Source organism: Rhizobium sp. NLR16a (genome assembly GCF_017948245.1).
GTDB lineage: Bacteria > Pseudomonadota > Alphaproteobacteria > Rhizobiales > Rhizobiaceae > Rhizobium.
Window position 1 is genome coordinate 145,280 of sequence record NZ_CP072871.1, and the last position, 16,418, is coordinate 161,697.

The 16,418-nt window shown below is 61.1% G+C and carries 16 protein-coding genes; 4 read left to right on the forward strand and 12 right to left on the reverse strand.

The genetic code is table 11. From position 1 onward, the window contains the following. Positions 1–16: 16 nt before the first annotated feature. The 5 genes from J7U39_RS31065 to J7U39_RS31085 form a co-directional block, all read right to left on the reverse strand. Positions 17–904, reverse strand: coding sequence for a carbohydrate ABC transporter permease (locus J7U39_RS31065; RefSeq protein WP_210633594.1), 888 nt, complete (start codon positions 902–904; stop codon positions 17–19). A gap of 3 nt (positions 905–907) precedes the next feature. After that, positions 908–1,816: a sugar ABC transporter permease gene (locus J7U39_RS31070; protein ID WP_210633596.1), complete on the reverse strand. Its 909-nt coding sequence runs from the start codon at positions 1,814–1,816 to the stop codon at positions 908–910. Positions 1,817–1,882: 66 nt separating this feature from the next. Next, positions 1,883–3,145 (reverse strand): extracellular solute-binding protein, encoded by a 1,263-nt coding sequence (locus tag J7U39_RS31075; RefSeq protein WP_011427579.1) that lies wholly within the window; start codon positions 3,143–3,145, stop codon positions 1,883–1,885. 105 nt (positions 3,146–3,250) lie between these two features. Then, positions 3,251–4,150, reverse strand: a complete 900-nt coding sequence (locus J7U39_RS31080; protein ID WP_210633598.1) for a sugar phosphate isomerase/epimerase — start codon at positions 4,148–4,150, stop codon at positions 3,251–3,253. A gap of 1 nt (position 4,151) precedes the next feature. Next, the gene (locus tag J7U39_RS31085) at positions 4,152–5,195 is read right to left on the reverse strand and encodes a Gfo/Idh/MocA family oxidoreductase (protein WP_210633600.1); all 1,044 of its coding nucleotides are present in this window, start codon (positions 5,193–5,195) and stop codon (positions 4,152–4,154) included. Positions 5,196–5,331: 136 nt separating this feature from the next. Between J7U39_RS31085 and J7U39_RS31090 the strand changes: the two genes are divergently transcribed. Both J7U39_RS31090 and J7U39_RS31095 read left to right on the forward strand, forming a co-directional pair. Next, entirely contained in the window at positions 5,332–6,375 is a 1,044-nt protein-coding gene (locus J7U39_RS31090; RefSeq protein ID WP_210633602.1) for a substrate-binding domain-containing protein, read from the forward strand. 134 nt (positions 6,376–6,509) lie between these two features. Further along, on the forward strand, positions 6,510–7,379 hold the full coding sequence (locus J7U39_RS31095; RefSeq protein WP_210633604.1) for a glycerophosphodiester phosphodiesterase family protein: 870 nt from the start codon (positions 6,510–6,512) through the stop codon (positions 7,377–7,379). Here J7U39_RS31095 and J7U39_RS31100 read toward each other — a convergent pair. The 7 genes from J7U39_RS31100 to J7U39_RS31130 form a co-directional block, all read right to left on the reverse strand. Next, on the reverse strand, positions 7,369–8,193 hold the full coding sequence (locus tag J7U39_RS31100; RefSeq protein WP_210633606.1) for an inositol monophosphatase family protein: 825 nt from the start codon (positions 8,191–8,193) through the stop codon (positions 7,369–7,371). The genes J7U39_RS31095 and J7U39_RS31100 overlap by 11 nt on opposite strands. Then, the gene (locus J7U39_RS31105; protein ID WP_210633608.1) at positions 8,193–9,197 is read right to left on the reverse strand and encodes a LacI family DNA-binding transcriptional regulator; all 1,005 of its coding nucleotides are present in this window, start codon (positions 9,195–9,197) and stop codon (positions 8,193–8,195) included. Before J7U39_RS31105 ends, J7U39_RS31100 begins: the two co-directional genes overlap by 1 nt. After that, positions 9,190–9,960, reverse strand: coding sequence for a glycerophosphodiester phosphodiesterase (locus J7U39_RS31110; RefSeq protein WP_210633609.1), 771 nt, complete (start codon positions 9,958–9,960; stop codon positions 9,190–9,192). The genes J7U39_RS31105 and J7U39_RS31110 overlap by 8 nt, the downstream gene beginning before the upstream one ends. Then, a complete protein-coding gene (locus J7U39_RS31115) occupies positions 9,960–11,015 on the reverse strand; it encodes an ABC transporter ATP-binding protein (protein ID WP_210633611.1) in 1,056 nt (351 codons plus the stop codon). The genes J7U39_RS31110 and J7U39_RS31115 overlap by 1 nt, the downstream gene beginning before the upstream one ends. Next, positions 11,015–11,857, reverse strand: coding sequence for a carbohydrate ABC transporter permease (locus tag J7U39_RS31120; RefSeq protein WP_210633613.1), 843 nt, complete (start codon positions 11,855–11,857; stop codon positions 11,015–11,017). The genes J7U39_RS31115 and J7U39_RS31120 overlap by 1 nt, the downstream gene beginning before the upstream one ends. Before the next feature lie 2 nt (positions 11,858–11,859). Further along, positions 11,860–13,161, reverse strand: a complete 1,302-nt coding sequence (locus J7U39_RS31125; protein ID WP_210633614.1) for a sugar ABC transporter permease — start codon at positions 13,159–13,161, stop codon at positions 11,860–11,862. A 65-nt stretch (positions 13,162–13,226) separates the two neighbouring features. Then, positions 13,227–14,573 carry an extracellular solute-binding protein gene (locus J7U39_RS31130; protein ID WP_210633616.1) on the reverse strand — a complete coding sequence of 449 codons (1,347 nt, stop codon included), beginning with the start codon at positions 14,571–14,573 and terminating at the stop codon, positions 13,227–13,229. 247 nt (positions 14,574–14,820) lie between these two features. Here J7U39_RS31130 and J7U39_RS31135 point away from each other — a divergent pair, with 247 nt between their 5' ends. Together J7U39_RS31135 and J7U39_RS31140 are read left to right on the forward strand one after the other, a co-directional pair. Continuing rightward, positions 14,821–15,279, forward strand: a complete 459-nt coding sequence (locus J7U39_RS31135) for a YbaK/EbsC family protein (protein ID WP_210633617.1) — start codon at positions 14,821–14,823, stop codon at positions 15,277–15,279. Between the two features lie 84 nt (positions 15,280–15,363). After that, the gene (locus J7U39_RS31140; RefSeq protein ID WP_210633619.1) at positions 15,364–16,377 is read left to right on the forward strand and encodes a Tim44 domain-containing protein; all 1,014 of its coding nucleotides are present in this window, start codon (positions 15,364–15,366) and stop codon (positions 16,375–16,377) included. Positions 16,378–16,418: the final 41 nt, after the last annotated feature.

A 16,418-nucleotide genomic window follows, 5' to 3' on the forward strand; every position in this document is an offset into this window, starting at 1 on the left:
AGGGTGAAAAACGTCGTCACTTGACTGCTCCAGCGGCGATGCCGCGCGTCAGCGTGCGCTGGAAGATCAAGAAGAAGATCACGGTCGGTATTATACCCAGGAAAGCCGCCGAGGCCTGCAGCACCGGGTCCGACATGTTCTGACCGCGGGTGAGGCCCATGGCGACCGAGACCGTCTGGTTGTTATTCGATACCAACATGACGAGCGGGATCAAGAATTCGTTCCAAGTCCAGATGAAAAAGAAGGTTCCCAGGACCATGAGCGTCGGCCTCAGCATCGGGACGACGACAAACCACAGCGTTTTCCAATGGGTCGAGCCATCCATCTCTGCCGCTTCGAGGATTTCCTTGGGAAAGGTACTCAGCACGGTCGAGAGCAGGTAAGTCCCGAAAGCGCTTTGCAGGACCGCGAAAATGATGATCACGGAAAGCTGCGTATCATAGAGGCCGCTCGCTTTCGCCATGTAGTAAAGCGGGTAAATGATGGACTCCTGCGGCACCATAATGCCGAGAAGAAAGACCACCAAAATCACGCGCGAACCCGGCACCTTGCCGACCCCAATCGCATAGGCGTTGAACAGGCTTATCAGTACCCCCAACACCGATACAGCCAGACTGATCACCACGCTGTTGAGCAGCTTGCGGCCGAAATCAGACACCGTCCAGAATTTCTCGATCGCCGTGAGATCGATCGACCGAGGAATCGAAAGCGGTCCGCCGACCGCGTATTCGGCGCTCGCCTTGACGGCGTTGAGCAGAGCAAGGAAAAAGGGAAAGAGCGTAAAGGCGAGGAGCAGAATAAGGATGGCCAGCACCACCCACCGCATGGGATCGCGTCGGGCGCGATCGGCAGGTGCGGTCGCTTTTGCCTTGGTGGTACCGTCGCTGAGAACTGAGTAAGCCATGATCTACTCCTTCGCCTCCTGCTGGGACTGGAAACGTAGGAAAATCACGGCCAAAGCGATCGTCAGAGTCGTCTGCACGACCGCGATGGCTGCGGCATAGCCGACGCGTTGTGTTGTGAAGAAGTGGTAGTAAGTCAGATAGGATGGCACGAGGGTGGAATTGTCGGGGCCGCCGGCGGTGATGACAAAAATTGGCGCAAAGACTTTAAGCGCTGCGATCAGTGTGGTCAGCACAACGACGAAAATCTCCGGCGCCAGGAGCGGAATGGTGATCGTCACCAGCCGGCTCCACCAGTTTGCGCCATCGAGCTCGGCAGCCTCGTAGAGGGAAGGGTCGATGCGCGAAAGACCGGCCATGAAAACCACCAGACAGTAGCCGACCTGTATCCAGACAATGACGAGCGAGACGGCAGCAAGCGCGTATGTCGCATCGCCGATCCAGTTCTGGGCGAGGTTATCAAGGCCGATGGCCTTCAGCGTGATGTTGATGACACCGACGGGATTGAGAATCCAGCCCCAGAGCACGCCCGCGACCGTTACGGGCAGAATCTGCGGTAAGTAAAAACCGGCCCTGAAGAAGCTCGAAACCCATTCCCCGAATTGGTCCCTGACGTAGTCGAACAGCAGAGCGGCGAGCACCAGGCCGATACACACGGGTATCACGGTCATCGAGACGATGAACAGTAGCGTGTGATACATCGATCCCCAGAATTGATCGTCCGTAAGCAGGCGATGATAGTTCTGCAGGCCGACCGGTCGCGGCGTGCCAACGCCCTTCCATGCCGTGAAGCTCAGCCCGATATTGGCGAGCTGCGGTATGAGCACGATCAGAATGAAGCCGATCACCCCCGGGATGAGGTAGAGGCTATAGCTTCGTGAACCGTCGCTCGATCGCTGGCTGGATATAGCCATATCATTCTTCCTTCAGCCTACCACAATGGGCTGCGCCGGAGGCGCAGCCCAGCGTTCAAGGTCGCGCTACTGGTTCTCCTGCGCGTCGTCGTAGACCTGCTTGATCTCTTCGACGAACTGCTCCGCAGTCAGACTGCCCTGGAAAAGGCCGGTGTCTTTCTGATTGAGCACGTCGTAGTAGCCGGGGACCGGCCAGTCAGGATAGAAACCGAGGCCGTTTTTGTCAGAGATCTGCTTGAAAACCGCTGCGGCGTTCTTACCGATGGGATTGGTGATGGCGGAAAGATCAGCGGCGATCGGGACGCCGCCGGCATTGCCGAGTTCAGCTTGGTACTTCGGCGACAAGGTCAGGCTGATCCACTCGGCGGCGAGATCGGGATTCTTGCTACTTTTGGGAACGACCCAGAGATTGCCTGTCGAGCCGACCGAATATTTCGGTGTCGGAATGACGAACTGACCCCACTTGAAGTCCTTGATGGTCGAGGCAAAGGTGCCGAGATTCCACGTGCCCGAGACGTACATCGGTGCTTTGCCCGAGGTAAAGAGCAGAGCTGCATCCGGGTCCTTCATGCCCGTGGAGTCCTTGCTGATGTAGCCCTTGCTGACCCAGTCGACCAAGGTCTGGGCCGCATAGAGGTAGGGCGCGCCGTCGAGAGGCGCCTTCAAACCCTGATAATTCTGGATCCAGGCGTCATCGGCCTTGGTGTAGGCGAGAGAGGCAAGCAAGTGCTGGCCACTGGTGTCGATGGCGCCGAGCGCGAGGGGCGTCAGACCTTTCTGCTTGAAGGCTTCCAAGTCAGCGACCCACTCTTCAAGCGTGGTCGGCGGCTTGAGGCCTGCCTTTTCGAACATGTCAATATTATAGAAGCACGAAACATATTCGCCGAAGACAGAAACGCCCCAAACAGGGCCAGAGCCATAGATTCCCTTTTCGTCATAACGGCTGAGGACAAAATCGCCTTCGTTAAGGATCTTGTCCCAGCCCTCCTTCTTCACGTAGGCATCCAGATTGGTCAGCAATCCCTGGCTTGCAACCAGGCCAGCGGTCGCATTGCCCTTATTGTACTCAAGCACGTCGGGGGCCTGATCGGAATTGAGGATCATGCCGCCCGAGGCCTGCAACTGCTGAAATGTCTTTTGCTCAAAGCTGACGTTGATGTCCGGATGTTTCGCCTTGAACTCCTCGAGCGCCTTCTTCCAGACAATGCCCTGAGCCGTGGTCGGCTCCTCGAACCACCAGATCTTGAAGGTCTTCTGTTCGGCATGGCCGATCGATGTCATCAGCATCGCCGTGCCGAGCGCTAGCGCAAGTGTCGCAATTCTTTTCATGCCTTCCTCCCAAAAAAGCGGCTGCGCCGCGAAAAGACGAGTTAGTCAGTCATGGCGCCCCGCCCCGGCCTCCCAGCCCGGCGGCGCTCCATTTTAGTCGGTTGATCAGGGATCAACAATGAAATCTCCGCCCCGGCACTTCTTCAGATAGTTGAGCCCGTGAACCTGGCCAGTCATTTCGAGCTCGTCGCGATAGACCGGGTCGTGCCAGCCTTCGATGTCGATCGAGCCGGACCAGCCGGCGAGGCGCAACTCGGAGATGATGTCGGTCCAGTTGCTGTCGCCGAAGCCCGGCGTGCGCATGAAGACGAATTTCTCCTTGCCGAAGATGCCGTGTTCCTTGATGACCTCCCAGCGGATGGTCGCGTCCTTGCCGTGGACGTGGAAAAACTTGTGCGCCCATTTGCGGATCTGCGGCATGGGGTCGATCAGATAGACCATCTGATGGCAGGGTTCCCATTCCAGCCCGATATGATCATCCGGCGTTTCGTTGAAGATCAGCTCCCAGGCATCCGGATTGTGGGCGATATTCCAGTCGCCGCTCGCCCAGTTGCCGTCCATGGCGCAATTCTCGAAAGCGATCTTGACGCCCTTGTCGGCCGCCCGTTTGGCCAGCTCGCTCCAGATTTGTCTATAGCGCGGCAGGCTGTCGGTCAGTGGCTTGCCGCGGACGCGGCCGGTGAAGCCGGCAACGCAGGTGGCGCCGAAATGATGGGCATTGTCGATGCAATCCCTCCAGCCCTGCAGCGTCTCGAGATCGATTGCGCTCTCTTCCAGCGGATTGCCGAACATGCCGAGCGTCGAGATGGTGATGTCGCGGTCGCCGATCGCATCAAGGCAGCGCTTGCCGAGCTCGGCGAGGTTCTGCCCCTTGGTCGTCTGCCAGAAGAAAGGTTCGAAGCTTTCGAAGCCGAGGTCGGCAATCTGACCGATGCGCTGGGCGGCATCGCCCTTGTTGCCGCTGACCATGGTGCCGATGCGAATGGATTTTGCAGGGTTGCTCACGTCACGTCATCCTGTGCTGAATTTCGATGCGCCGGCCGGTCCTGGCGCTTTCGATCGCGCCGAAGACCATGGCAAGGCTCCTGATGTTGTCGGAATTGACGGTCTCGGGCTGCTTGCCGGTGCGGATCGCCGCGATGAAATCGGCGATGACGCTGGCGTGGCCGTGGGTTTCCTCGTGGTGTTCCGGACCGGGAACGTTTACGGAAGCAAAGCCGTGCAGAAGACCGGGCTCTTCACCGGCGACGGCGGCCTTGAAGCTCTCCTCACCGTCCCAGGTCAGCATTCCCTTCGAACCGACGAGACGCCACTGGCTTTCCCAGCTGGTGCGCTCGCCTTCGGCGCACCAGGAGCCGCGATAGGTGAAGACGATGTCGTCGGAAAATTCGAAGATTGCGTTTGCCGACGCGCCGTGCCGGTACCAGGAACCCTTCGGGTTGCGCTCGACGCAATAGACGGCGAGCGGCTTCCTGTCCGCGACGTAGCGGGCAGCATCGAAGGTGTGGATCGCCATATCGAGAAGCAGCACATTGTCCATCTCCTCGCGAAAGCCGCCGAAATGCGGCGCGAGGAAGAAATCGCAGTGAATGGCGGTGAGTTCGCCGATCGCACCACTGTCGACGAAACGGCGCAGGCGCCTGACCCCCGAAATGAAGCGACGGTTCTGGATGACGGCGTGGATGCGGCCGGTCTCTGCAGCGAGATCGATCAGCGCCGCGCCTTCGGCCAGCGAGGCCGCCATCGGCTTTTCGCTGAGCACATGGCAGCCGGCCTTGAGCGCGGTCGAAACGACATCATACCGGGCGGGCGGAATGACGATGTCGAAGACGAGATCGGCTTTCGTGGCGGCAATCATCTCCGACAGGTCAGAGCCGATGACGGCGTCTTCCAGACCGAACTCGGTGGCGAGCTTTTCCGCCGTCTCCCGGTTCAGGTCGACGAGGCCGACGATGGCGATGGAGTCGGCGAGTTGAGGGTGGGACGCGATGGCGCGCAACCAACCTTTGGACATAGCTCCGCACCCGCACAGAATGGCACTGAATTTCACGATTTCCTCCGAGGGAATGGCGCCAACTCTCCTCGTGACACGCATCCCGTAAACGTTTACGACTGTAGGCGAAAACATTTTACGCTGTCAATAGAGGCAAAATGCGAAAATGCGGACCGGAGGAAAAGCGTCAGCCATGAAAGGGATTCGCCAGCTTGCCGAGCACCTGGATATCTCGATCGGCACGGTCTCCCGTGCGCTGAACGGCAAGCCTGACGTCAACGAGGAAACCCGCCGGCGCGTGCTGGCGGCGGCCGAGGAGCTCGGCTATGTCGCCAATCAGTCGGGGCGAAGCCTCCGGCAAGGAGAGACAAAGGTCATCGGCCTGATGATCGAAGCGAGCCGGGAAGCAGTGGAAAATGCCGATAACTTCTTCCTCGGCGTCACAAGCGGCCTGCAGCATGTTTTTGCCCGGCACAAGCTCGACCTCCTGATGCTCCCCTGCCCTGCCGACGAGGATCCGCGCGAATATCTGAAGCGCATGGTGGCGCGGCGTGTCGTCGATGCGATGATCATCTCCAACACGCAGCGCATCGATCAGCGCATCGATCTTCTGTCGCGAGCAAAGATTCCCTTCGCCGCCGTCGGCCGCAGCCTTTCGGCCGGCAATTTTCCCTGGATCGACCTCGATTTCGAAGGCGTTGCCGAAGGTGCTGTCGAAAGGCTGGTCGCGCGCGGCCATCGCCGGATCGCGATCACGGCGCCCTCAAGCGAAGTCAACCTCGGCTACGTCTTTGTCGAGAGCTATCGCCGCACGCTCGAACGGCACGGCATTCCCTTTGACCCGTCGCTCGTCATTCGCGTCCAGTCGAGCGAACAAGGCGGGTATCAGGCAGCGCACGAACTGCTGCAACTTGAAGATCGGTCGACCGCAGTCATCCTGATTTATGAGCTGATGGCGATCGGCCTTTACCGACGCCTGGGGGAATCGGGCGTCTTGCCTGGCCGCGATCTCGCGGTGATCGGCTTCCGCGACGCCCCCCGTGCCCGCTTCCTGCAACCCTCGCTCAGTTGCTTCCGCATGTCGCTCTACGATCTCGGTATTGCGCTCGGCCAGATGCTGCTCGCCAACATGCCGGCCTATCGCGAATTCTATCCGGATGGCGGCGGCAACATCATTTGGCCGCTGGAACTGGTACCGGCGCAAAGCGATGCCTTTGAGGTCGAGAACCAGGCCTGAGCGCTGCGGCGGCCGTTCCCCTCACGTGATCGAACCGTAGGGAAGGGGCATGCCGGCATCTCGTCGCGAAGGTCATATTCGGCCCTTGATAATCGCGGCCTGGCAAGGCAGGAGAGTGACATCACGGAGATTAGATGCAGATGACGAGATTGGCGGATTCGCAAGGCCTGGAGATTTCGCATGAGGGGCATCGCACCCGTCTGAAATGGCACCGGCTGCGCAAGCGGTTTGCCGATCCCCTGTTCTCCGCCGAGGTGATGGCGGAGGGTTTTGCGGCAGGCGCCTCGATGGAACTCGATCTGCGCGTGCGCGCCGACGGCGGCTTCGTCGTGCTGCACGACAGGGAGCTTGAAGGTGAGACGACGGGCCGTGGACCAATCGCTGCGAAGAACGCTGCCGACCTCCGCGATACCAGGATGAAGGACGGCACCCGGCCGCTGATCCTCAGCGAGGATCTCGCCGATATGATGCGGGCAACGCATCCGGCCGCATTGCTGCAATTCGATATGAAGGACAATTACGAAGCTGTCGGCACCCGCGGCATCGAGCATCTTGCCAGGCATTTCCGCAATATCGCCGCCTCGGTGATTGTCAGCGGCGGCAGTCTCGACCTCATCGTGGCAGTCAAGGAAAAGCTACCGCATCTGCTGCGCGGCATCGATCCGACCGACAAGCTCTACGACATCAGGAAGGCCGGCGGCTGGAAAGCTGTCGAAACAGAATTGCGCGCCGATCTAAACGGCCCGACCGAGCCGGACACGGTCTATCTCCACTGGCCGCTGATCCTCAACGCCGCTAAAGAGGGGCTGGATATGATCGCGCTCTGCCAGGACCACGGCAAGCGCGTCGATGCCTGGACCTTCACGCTGAAGCAGCCGGAGGCTGGCTTCAGCGAAGAGGAGTGGCTGAATTTTTTGGCACTGATGGCACTCAAGCCGGATCAGATCACCACCGACGAAGCGCCGGCGACCGAGCGCGCCTGGCGCCGCCGCATTAACGGGTAACGGGTGCCAGTCCTTCGATGTCGAGGATGAAGGCGAATTCGTCGGCAAGCCCCGGCGAATAGGCGATGACCGGTCCGCCTTGCGCAAGCGATTTATCGACCGACGGCATGGCCACGATCGCGCCGGCCTCTTCGGCGATCAGCGCCCCTGCGAGCATGTCCCAGGCGTTGAGGTGGCGTTCGTAATAGAGGTCTGCCGCGCCTTCGGCGACGCGAAGGAGGTCGAGGGCGGCAGCGCCCATGCGGCGATAGTCCATTCCGCGCTCATGAAGTCGCTTGGAGAGCGCGAGATACTCATCGAAGCTCGTCTTGCGCGAATGACCGAGAATGACGAGCGCATTGGCCGGATCGGCAGTCGTCGCCGCATGGATCGCCAGTCCATCCTTGAAGGCGCCGCCGCCGCGTACCGCGTGAAATACTTTGTCCTCGGCAGCGTCGTAGACGACGCCGATCTCGACCTTGTCGCCGACGACAAAGGCGATCGAAACGCCCCAGTGGCGGAAGCCCCTGATATAGTTGGTCGTGCCGTCGATCGGATCGACGACCCAGGTGCCGGCCCCTTCCGATTGCCCGCCGCTCTCCTCTCCCATGAAGGTATCGTCGGGAAAGCGCGAGATGAGCCCGTGGCGGATCGCCTGCTCGGCCCTCCTGTCGGCGATGGTGACGAAGTCCTGCAATCCCTTGCTTTGGACGGCAAGAGTGCCGGGATCCGACTCGAGCCGAAACCCGGCCGTCTCCCGTCCGACCTCGAGCGCAACGGTAATCGCGGCCTCCGCCCGTGCGCGGATGGCAGCGGCGTCGAATGCGGCGTTCATCAGGCAGTCCTTCTTTTTATCAATGTCACCGGTGTGAATTCGACACGCGCCGTCAGCTCCGGTTCGGCCATCCGGCTTATCAACAGGTCGACGGTCTGTTCTGCCTGGAGGTCACAGGGTTGGCGGATGGTCGTCAGGTCGTAGGCGGTCCAAGCGGCCTGGGGAATGTCGTCATGGCCGATAATGGGGATCGGCGGCGCCTCGTCGCGGCCCCTGCCTTGCATGATGCGATCGATCACGCCGCAGGCCATGTAGTCATTGGCGCAGAACAGCCCATCGATGCCGGATGCGGCCAGGTCGGGCGCCGAATCATAACCGCTCCGGTAGTCATTGATTCTGACCTGCAGGAACTGCGCCTCGACGCCAAGCTGCTTGCAGTCGGCGATGAAGGTCTCGCTGCGACGTCGCGCGGTATAGGATTTGGCCGGGGCAGCCATCACGGCGGGCTGTCGCACGCCGCTGTCGATCAGGTGGCTGGCTGCCAGATGCCCGGCCATGCGGTCGTCAGAAATGATACGGTCGACCAAGGGAATGTCGTCGCCCTTGTTGATCAGTACGATTGGCACGCCTTCGGCCGCACATTGTTCGCAGATTTCGGTCGGCGGTGCGTCGGATGTGACAATGACGCCTGACACGGCGTAATGCAGCAATTGGCCGATGACCGTCGAGGTATCCGCCTCCTGTGAGGTCGGCAACAGGATCGGGCGGAAGTTACGGGCGAGCAGCGCCCGAGACAGATGCTCGATCTGCAGCGTGCGGAACGGGTTGTCGAAACCGGCGGCAACGAGACCGACGAGATCGGAGCGCTTGTTGGTGAGGCTTCGGGCAAGATAGTTCACTCGATAGCCGAGTTGCTTGGCGGCCTGATAGACCTTCTCGCGCGTTTTCGGCGAGACGCTGGCATCCGGCGTGAAGGCGCGCGACACGGCAGCGCGCGAGACGCCGGCCGCCCGCGCCACGTCGAAGGAGGTTGCCTTGCGCGGCCCCTTGTCCTTGTCAGCCAAGTGCTTTCTCCTTAATCGGAGGCGGCCGCATCAGATCGGGCAGATCGGTGCAGATGCCGAGAACCGGCAGTTTCATGAGGTCATCGAGAATGGTCCGCCGCTCCTCGTGCCAGAGCACGATCTCGCGGCCAGCCTCGAAGGCGCGGGCCATCAGCGCCTCGGTCACCAGATCCTGCGGGCGCTCCCCTGCCCTCTCCCAGCAGAGATGCAGAATATCCGCGCGGGCCTCCTCACCGAGAGCATGCGGATCGTGGCCGACACGGATCAGCACCGAGAGCGGAAAATCGCAGGCCGCGTCCCTGAGTTCGCGCACCTGCGCGGTATCGAAGGAACCAAGGCAGGCAAAGCGCTGGTTCATTTCGACAAGGTGCCGCCAGCATCGGATGCCCGTCCCCGGCGCCTTGAGTTCGACATAGAGGCCAGTCCCGGTCTCTCGGGCGAGAGCGGCGACCTCCGAAAAGGTCGGCACGTCGACGCCGTCAAGGCCGGCGAGCTCAGCCGCCGTCATTTCCGATATACGTCTGTCGATGCCATAGACCCGCTGCAGATGGTCGTCATGCGAGACGACCACCACGCCGTCAACGGTCAGCTGCGTGTCGAGCTCCCACATCTCCGCGCCGAGTTCGGCCGCGCGGCGGAAAGCGGCGAGGGTGTTTTCGCGTTCGTGGCCGCTGGCGCCGCGATGGCCGATGCAGAAGGGAAGCCGGCCCTTGGCCGTCGGCCAGCCGTAACGTTGGAAGAAGGCTGAAAAATCGCGGGTCATCAGAGCCTCGTTCCGTTCTCGTCGAAGACGAACACGCCGCGGCTGTCGATGCCCCAGGCGACATCGTCGCCGACGTGAACATCGTTGCGCGCCGGCTGGATCGAGCGCAGCAGCGGCCCGCCGGCAACACGCACGTCGTAAAGGTTTTCTCGGCCTTGTGTTTCGGCGAAGGTGATCTTGCCGGACACGGTGACGTCGCCCGCAGGCGTAAAATGCTCCGGCCGGACGCCGAGCATCAGCTTGGCGCCTTCGGCGGCGCCGATGGCTCTCGGCAACGGGACCCGGACCTCACTTTCCGGGATTGCGAAGGCGCCCTTGTCCATGACGCCGCGCAGGAAGGTGATCGGCGGATTACCGAGGAAGCCAGCAACGAAAGCGGTCTTTGGATCGTTGTACATCTCGGCCGGTGTGGCGATCTGGACGATCTCGCCCTCCTTCATGATGGCGATGCGGTCGCACATGCTCATCGCCTCCACCTGGTCATGGGTGACGAGGATGGCGGTGATGCCGGTCTCTCGCTGCAGGCGGCGGATCTCCGAGCGCATTTCGAGGCGCAGCTTGGCGTCGAGATTGGCGAGCGGCTCGTCGAGCAGCAGCACGTCGGGTTTGCGGATCAGCGCGCGGGCCAGCGCCACGCGCTGCTGCTGGCCGCCGGAAAGCTCGGCCGGCCGCCGGTCCATCAGCTTGCCGATCTGCACGAGGGTCGCGATGCGATCGACCTCTTTGCGGATCTCGGCGGCAGGCATGCCCTTGACCTTCAGGGGGAATCCGATGTTTTCGGCAACCGTCATGTGCGGGTAGAGCGCATAGGACTGGAAGACGACACCGACATTGCGGGCCTGGCTCGGGAGATCCGTGACATCCCGCTCGCCGAAGAGGATGCGCCCGCCGGTCGGCCTGTGAATGCCGCAGACCGCAAAAAGCGTCGTTGACTTGCCGCAGCCGGACGGTCCGAGCAAGGCCAGCATCTCGCCGCCGGCGACTTCGAGCCGCATGTTCTCGATGACCTTGGTGGAGCCGAAGCTCTTCGAGAAATTGTCGAGGAGGATGCGCATCAACCTTTGCTCCCGCCGCCGTAGATGTTCATGAGGTATTTGTTGAAGAGCGCGTAAACGATCAACACCGGAATCAGGTAGAAGAGGCCGACCGCCTTGAACATGTTGAAGTCATAATTGTTATCGTCGGCGAGGAAGCCAGCGAGATAGACCGACAGCACCTGCACCTGATTGCCCGGCGCCAACACCTGCGGCAGGATGAACTCGCCCCAGCCGGAGAGGAAGGAGAACAGGCCGAGGGCCATGATGCCGGGCTTGACCTGCGGCAGCACCAGGCTGCGCCAGACCCTGAAACGCGAAGCGCCATCAACGACGCCGGCCATTTCGATTTCCCAGGGCACGGTATCGTAGAAGCCCTTCATCAGCCAGATGCCGAGCGGCAGGTCGATCGCCGCCTTCACCAGGATGACGCCGATCAGCGAGTTATAGAGGCCGATCATCTGCAGCACGATGAAGATGGCGATGATCAGCGTTACCGACGGGAAGGCGTGCAGCACCATGACGCCGGCAAGGAAGAAGCCGCGTGCCGGCACGTTCAGCCGAGACAGCACATAACCGGCCATCGAGGAGACGAGCAGCACCAGACTGGTGGTGCAGGCCGAAAACAGCAGCGTATTCAGGGTCACGTGCCAGATGTTCGCCTTGCCCGCCGTTGTCTGCCACAGGAAACGCCAATGGTTGAGCGTCAAGCCGGAGGGCAACAAGGCGTCCGGCGGCTTCACCGTGACGGTGTCGAGGAAGAGATAGACATACATCAAGAGCAGCGGCAGGCTGACGATGGTCAGCGCCGTCAGGACAGGCCAGCCGCGATAATTTGCCGAGGGCTGCGAGCGTTCGGCCATGGTCAATCCTCGATCAAGGGCTTGGCGACAAGCGTGCCATAGTTGAAGACGCGCAGATAAAGCAGCGACAGCACCACGCCGATGACGACGAGCACCAGCGCCATGGCGGCACCCAGTCCGTATTCGAGATTGCCGGCATAGTTTCTGAGTGCGGTGTGATAGGCGGAGAGCGCCCAGACCTCGGTCGCGTTGCCCGGCCCGCCATTGGTGGCGAGCAGGATTTCATTGAAGGAGGCGAGCAGCGACAGCGTCTGATAGCAGGTGACGAAGAGGATCGGCCAGCGCATCTGGGGCAGGATGATGTAGCGGATCTGCTGCCAGCGTGAGGCGCCGTCGACCTCGCTCGCATAGAACTGGCTCTTCGGGATGGCCTTCATCGCCGACGAGAACACCAGCATGCCCATCGAGGCGCCGATGAAGCCGTTGATCAGCACGACGAAGAACCAGGCATTATAGGCGGTATCGAGCAGATAGTTCTTCGGGGGGTAGCCGAACTTGCCCATCAGGATGGAGATGAAGCCGCTGTCCCAGGCGAGCCACTTCCACAGCATGACGTAGATGACGACGGGCGTGATGCGCGGCAGGAGCCAGATGCCGCGAAAGATCGAGGCCGGCGTCGGAGGCATGTAATGCGTCCAGATGGCAAGCAGCAGCGCATAACCGACGTTGAAGAGCATCAATACTAGCGCGACATAGAGAACGGTATTGAAAAGCACACGCGCCATGTCGGGCGAGCTGGCCATGCGTGAGAAATTGTCGGTCGTCCAGGTCCAGCCGGTATAGGTGGTCTTGGCGACGGTTTCCTTCTGCTCCGGCGTCAGCTTGAAACCCAGACCGTCCAGCGACGAAAACAGCTGTTCCTTGCTGTCGAAGCGCGTGTTGAGGACGGAGCGGTTGAACTGTTCGGAGATATGTTTGACCTCACGCGTCGAAGGGCGTTCGGCAAGATCCTTGATCATGCGTTCGACCTCGCGCCGCGTCGCAAAGATCTCGCCGGCGTGTTTGGCGCGCAACTCCGCCGCGATCGCAGGCGCAAGGCCGAGGCCCTCCACGGCCTTGAGGCCGGCTTCGTCGATCGTGTAGCGCGGCTCGGCCATCTCGGCCGCGATCTCCGGCATCGCCGATTTCAGCGTGATCAGCGAATTAGGTGCGATCTGATAGACGCCCCCTGAAATGCCAGTCGCCGTGGTCATGTTGGTCATGGAGAAGACTGCCGTCAGAACGACCGGCATCAGGAAAAACAGCACGATCATGACCGCCGCAGGCGCGATCATCACCAGTCCGAGCGTTCTGGACGTTTTCATGGAAGCCTCCTCGAAGGGATCGATCGGGCGGCGGGGTTGCCGCCGTCCGGAGGGATGCTTCGATCTCAGCGGATGACGATCTTGTCACCGAGCGTGCTTTTCAGCTCGCTTTCGGCATCGCCGATGGCGGCGTCGACGGTCTTGGCGCCGGTCCAGGAAGCTTCGAGGTTCTTCCACATGATGTTCCAATAGGTGCCGAAATCGGAATTGTTCGGCATCGCATTGGCATGCGGCAGCAGCCGTTCGGTGGCTTCGCGGGTCCAGCGGTCAGCCGAGTAAAAATCCACTTCAGACTCCGCCTCAGAAATGCCGAGATGGGCTGACTTGACCGCATGCAACGCATTGATGCGCGGCTCCGAGGCGATCGTGATCAGCTTGGCGGCGATATCGGTGTCCTCCTTGTCGTGGCCTGCGGTCAGGAGGTAGACGAGCGGATGCGTCAGCGTGTTGGCCTTGCCCCCTTCGCCGGCCGGGATCAGCGTGAAGATCACGTTGCCGAAGAAATCCTTGAGGCCTTCCTGATTGACGAGTCGGGCATAGTGCCAGGTGCCGCCGTCCCAGATGCCGGCCTTGCCGGTGGCGACTTCCTTCCACCACTGGTCGCCCGGCATGCCGATGTGGTTCTTCTTGGTGACGCCTGATTTAACAGCGTCGGCGAAGAACTGGTAAGTGCGTGCCATCGCAGCCTTGTCGAAAACAAGCTTGCCGCCTTCTTCCATCGTGCCGCCGAAGCTGGTGTAGAACTGCCAGTAATCCGGACCGTTGCTGGTGCGCGGATAAAAGCCGTAGCCGGGCTGGACGAGGCCCTTGTCCTGCATCTTCCTGGCGTCTTCGAGCAGGTTCTTCATCGTATACTTACCGTCCTGCACGTTCTGCGGCAGGGCGTCGAGATCGGCGTCACTGTAGCCGATCGCCTTCATATACGGTTTCCAGAAGAACATCGGCCGGGATTCGGCATCCTGCGGGATGCCGTAGACGGTGCCGTTGTAGGAGGCGATCTTCAGAAGATTTTCGTAGATGCCGTTGAGCGGCCAGGAGTCGAGGTCGACATAATCTTCGATCGGGACGATCAGGCCGGATTGCGACCAGGGCGCGATGTCCTCATGGCCGCTTACGACGATGTTCGGGGCGGTCTTGGCTTCTGCGGCAAGGGTCAGCGCCTGTTTGAAGTCTTCCCAGGCGCTATAGGGCTTTTTCTCGACGGTGATTTTCAGGTCTTCGCCCTTGAGGGCGGCTTCGCGCTGCAGCTGCTGCGCCGCGATCTCGATGGCATCGAGACGATAGACGTCGTTCGGGCCGGTGCCCCCGGCCCAGACGCTGATGGTAACATCCTTGGCGAATGCAAATACGGAGGTCGAGGCCAGGATGGCAGCCGCGATCGTAAGGGATTTCAACGTCGGCAAAATGGTCATCTTCTTCATCTCCCCAGAAGAGCAGTGTGAAGCCTCTTGACGGGTCATCACTGGTGTTGACGACCGCTTCGAGAGCCCGCGAAACGTGACAAGTCCCGCTCTATTGGCTTGATGTAACGGTCGAATGACAAAATTGAGCACGTGTGCAAAAATTATTATGACGATGTGCGCGGGACTTGCAAGCGGCAGTGTTAGACGGGCATCTTTTGTGCTTCAAATTGCGGCTTTCCTGGTCTAGCATCGCCTCATGAGCCTTGAATCCGTCCGCGCCTTCCTCCGTGCTCACGCACCCGATATCGACATCATCGAAACCGCCGAGAGTTCCTCGACGGTTGCCCTTGCCGCCGAAGCCCATGGCGTCGAGCCCGCCCAGATCGCCAAAACGATCTGTCTGCGCGTCGGCGAACAGATGATGCTGGTGGTCGCCGGCGGTACGGCGCGGCTCGACAATCGCAAGTTCAAGGACACTTTCGGGGCCAAGGGGCGCATGCTCGATGCCGAAGAGGTCGTGGCGGTCACCAGCCATCCTGTCGGCGGCGTCTGCCCGTTCGGCCTGCCCGCGCCGCTGCCGATCTATTGCGATATTTCGCTGAAACGTTTCGATGAAGTCGTACCGGCGGCCGGCTCGACCAATTCGGCCGTGCGCATCGCTACGGGACGGCTGGCCGAGCTCACCGGCGCCAGTTGGGTCGATGTTTGTCAGTAAAACACTCGCAAAACTTCAAACAGAAGAAAGACGACCTATATTCTATCCCGACATGCCGTGATTGTGCATGACAGGAGACCAGGAATGCCGAGTGCCGTTTCGCGTTTTGCCAAGATGGCGGCCATTGCCGTACTGACGAGCGCTACCGTTTTTGCCACGATCAGCGATGCCGATGCGCGACGCGCCGGCGGCTTCGGCGGGTTCGGAAGCCGTGGCACCCGCACTTTCAGCGCGCCTCCGGTTACCCGTACGGCGCCTGCCCCGGCTGCCCCCATCGAACGATCGATGACGCCGCGCCCGCAAACGACGGCACCCTATAGCACGCAGCAGCCCGGCTACGCCCAGCAGCGCCCGGGTTTCTTCAACGGCTTCGGCCGTTCGATGATCGGCGGGCTGATCGCCGGCGGTCTCCTCGGCATGCTGCTCGGCCAGGGTTTCGGCGGCGGCTTCGGCTTCCTCGGCATGCTGCTGCAGATCGCTTTGATCGGCGGCGCCGTCATGCTTGCCATGCGTTATTTCGCCAACCGCCGCCAGCCTTCTTACGGCGCCAGCGGTCAGAGCCGGTCCTACGGCCAGTCCGTTAAAATGTCGCCCACGAACTCTTCGTCGTTCCAGATCCCGGCGATCGGCTCGGGCGCCGGTTACGGCGGACTGCCGCGCGGCAATCGCTTAAGCGACGAGATCGGGCTGGTCCAGGCTGATCTCGACCAGTTCGAGGAGTTGCTGACGAGCGTGCAGACCGCTTACGGCGCCGAAGATTACGGCGCGTTGCGCCGGCTGACGACGCCCGAGGCCATGTCCTACCTTGCCGAGGAACTGGGAGAAAACGCCACCAACGGCGTGCGCAACCGTGTCTCCGACGTCAAGCTGCTGCAGGGCGATATTGCCGAGGCCTGGCGCGAGAACGGCCAGGAATATGCGACGCTCGCTATGCGTTATTCCTCGATCGATGCGATGGTCGAACGCGACAGCGGTCGCGTCGTTTCCGGCGACGACCGCCGTCCGAGCGAAAGCACCGAGATATGGACCTTCGTGCGCAGGCCGGGCGCGGACTGGAAACTCGCCGCGATCCAGGGCACCGGGCAGCGCGCCGCTTAAAGAAGGCTCTTATTCACGCCGCCCAGGCTGTCAATCAGCTT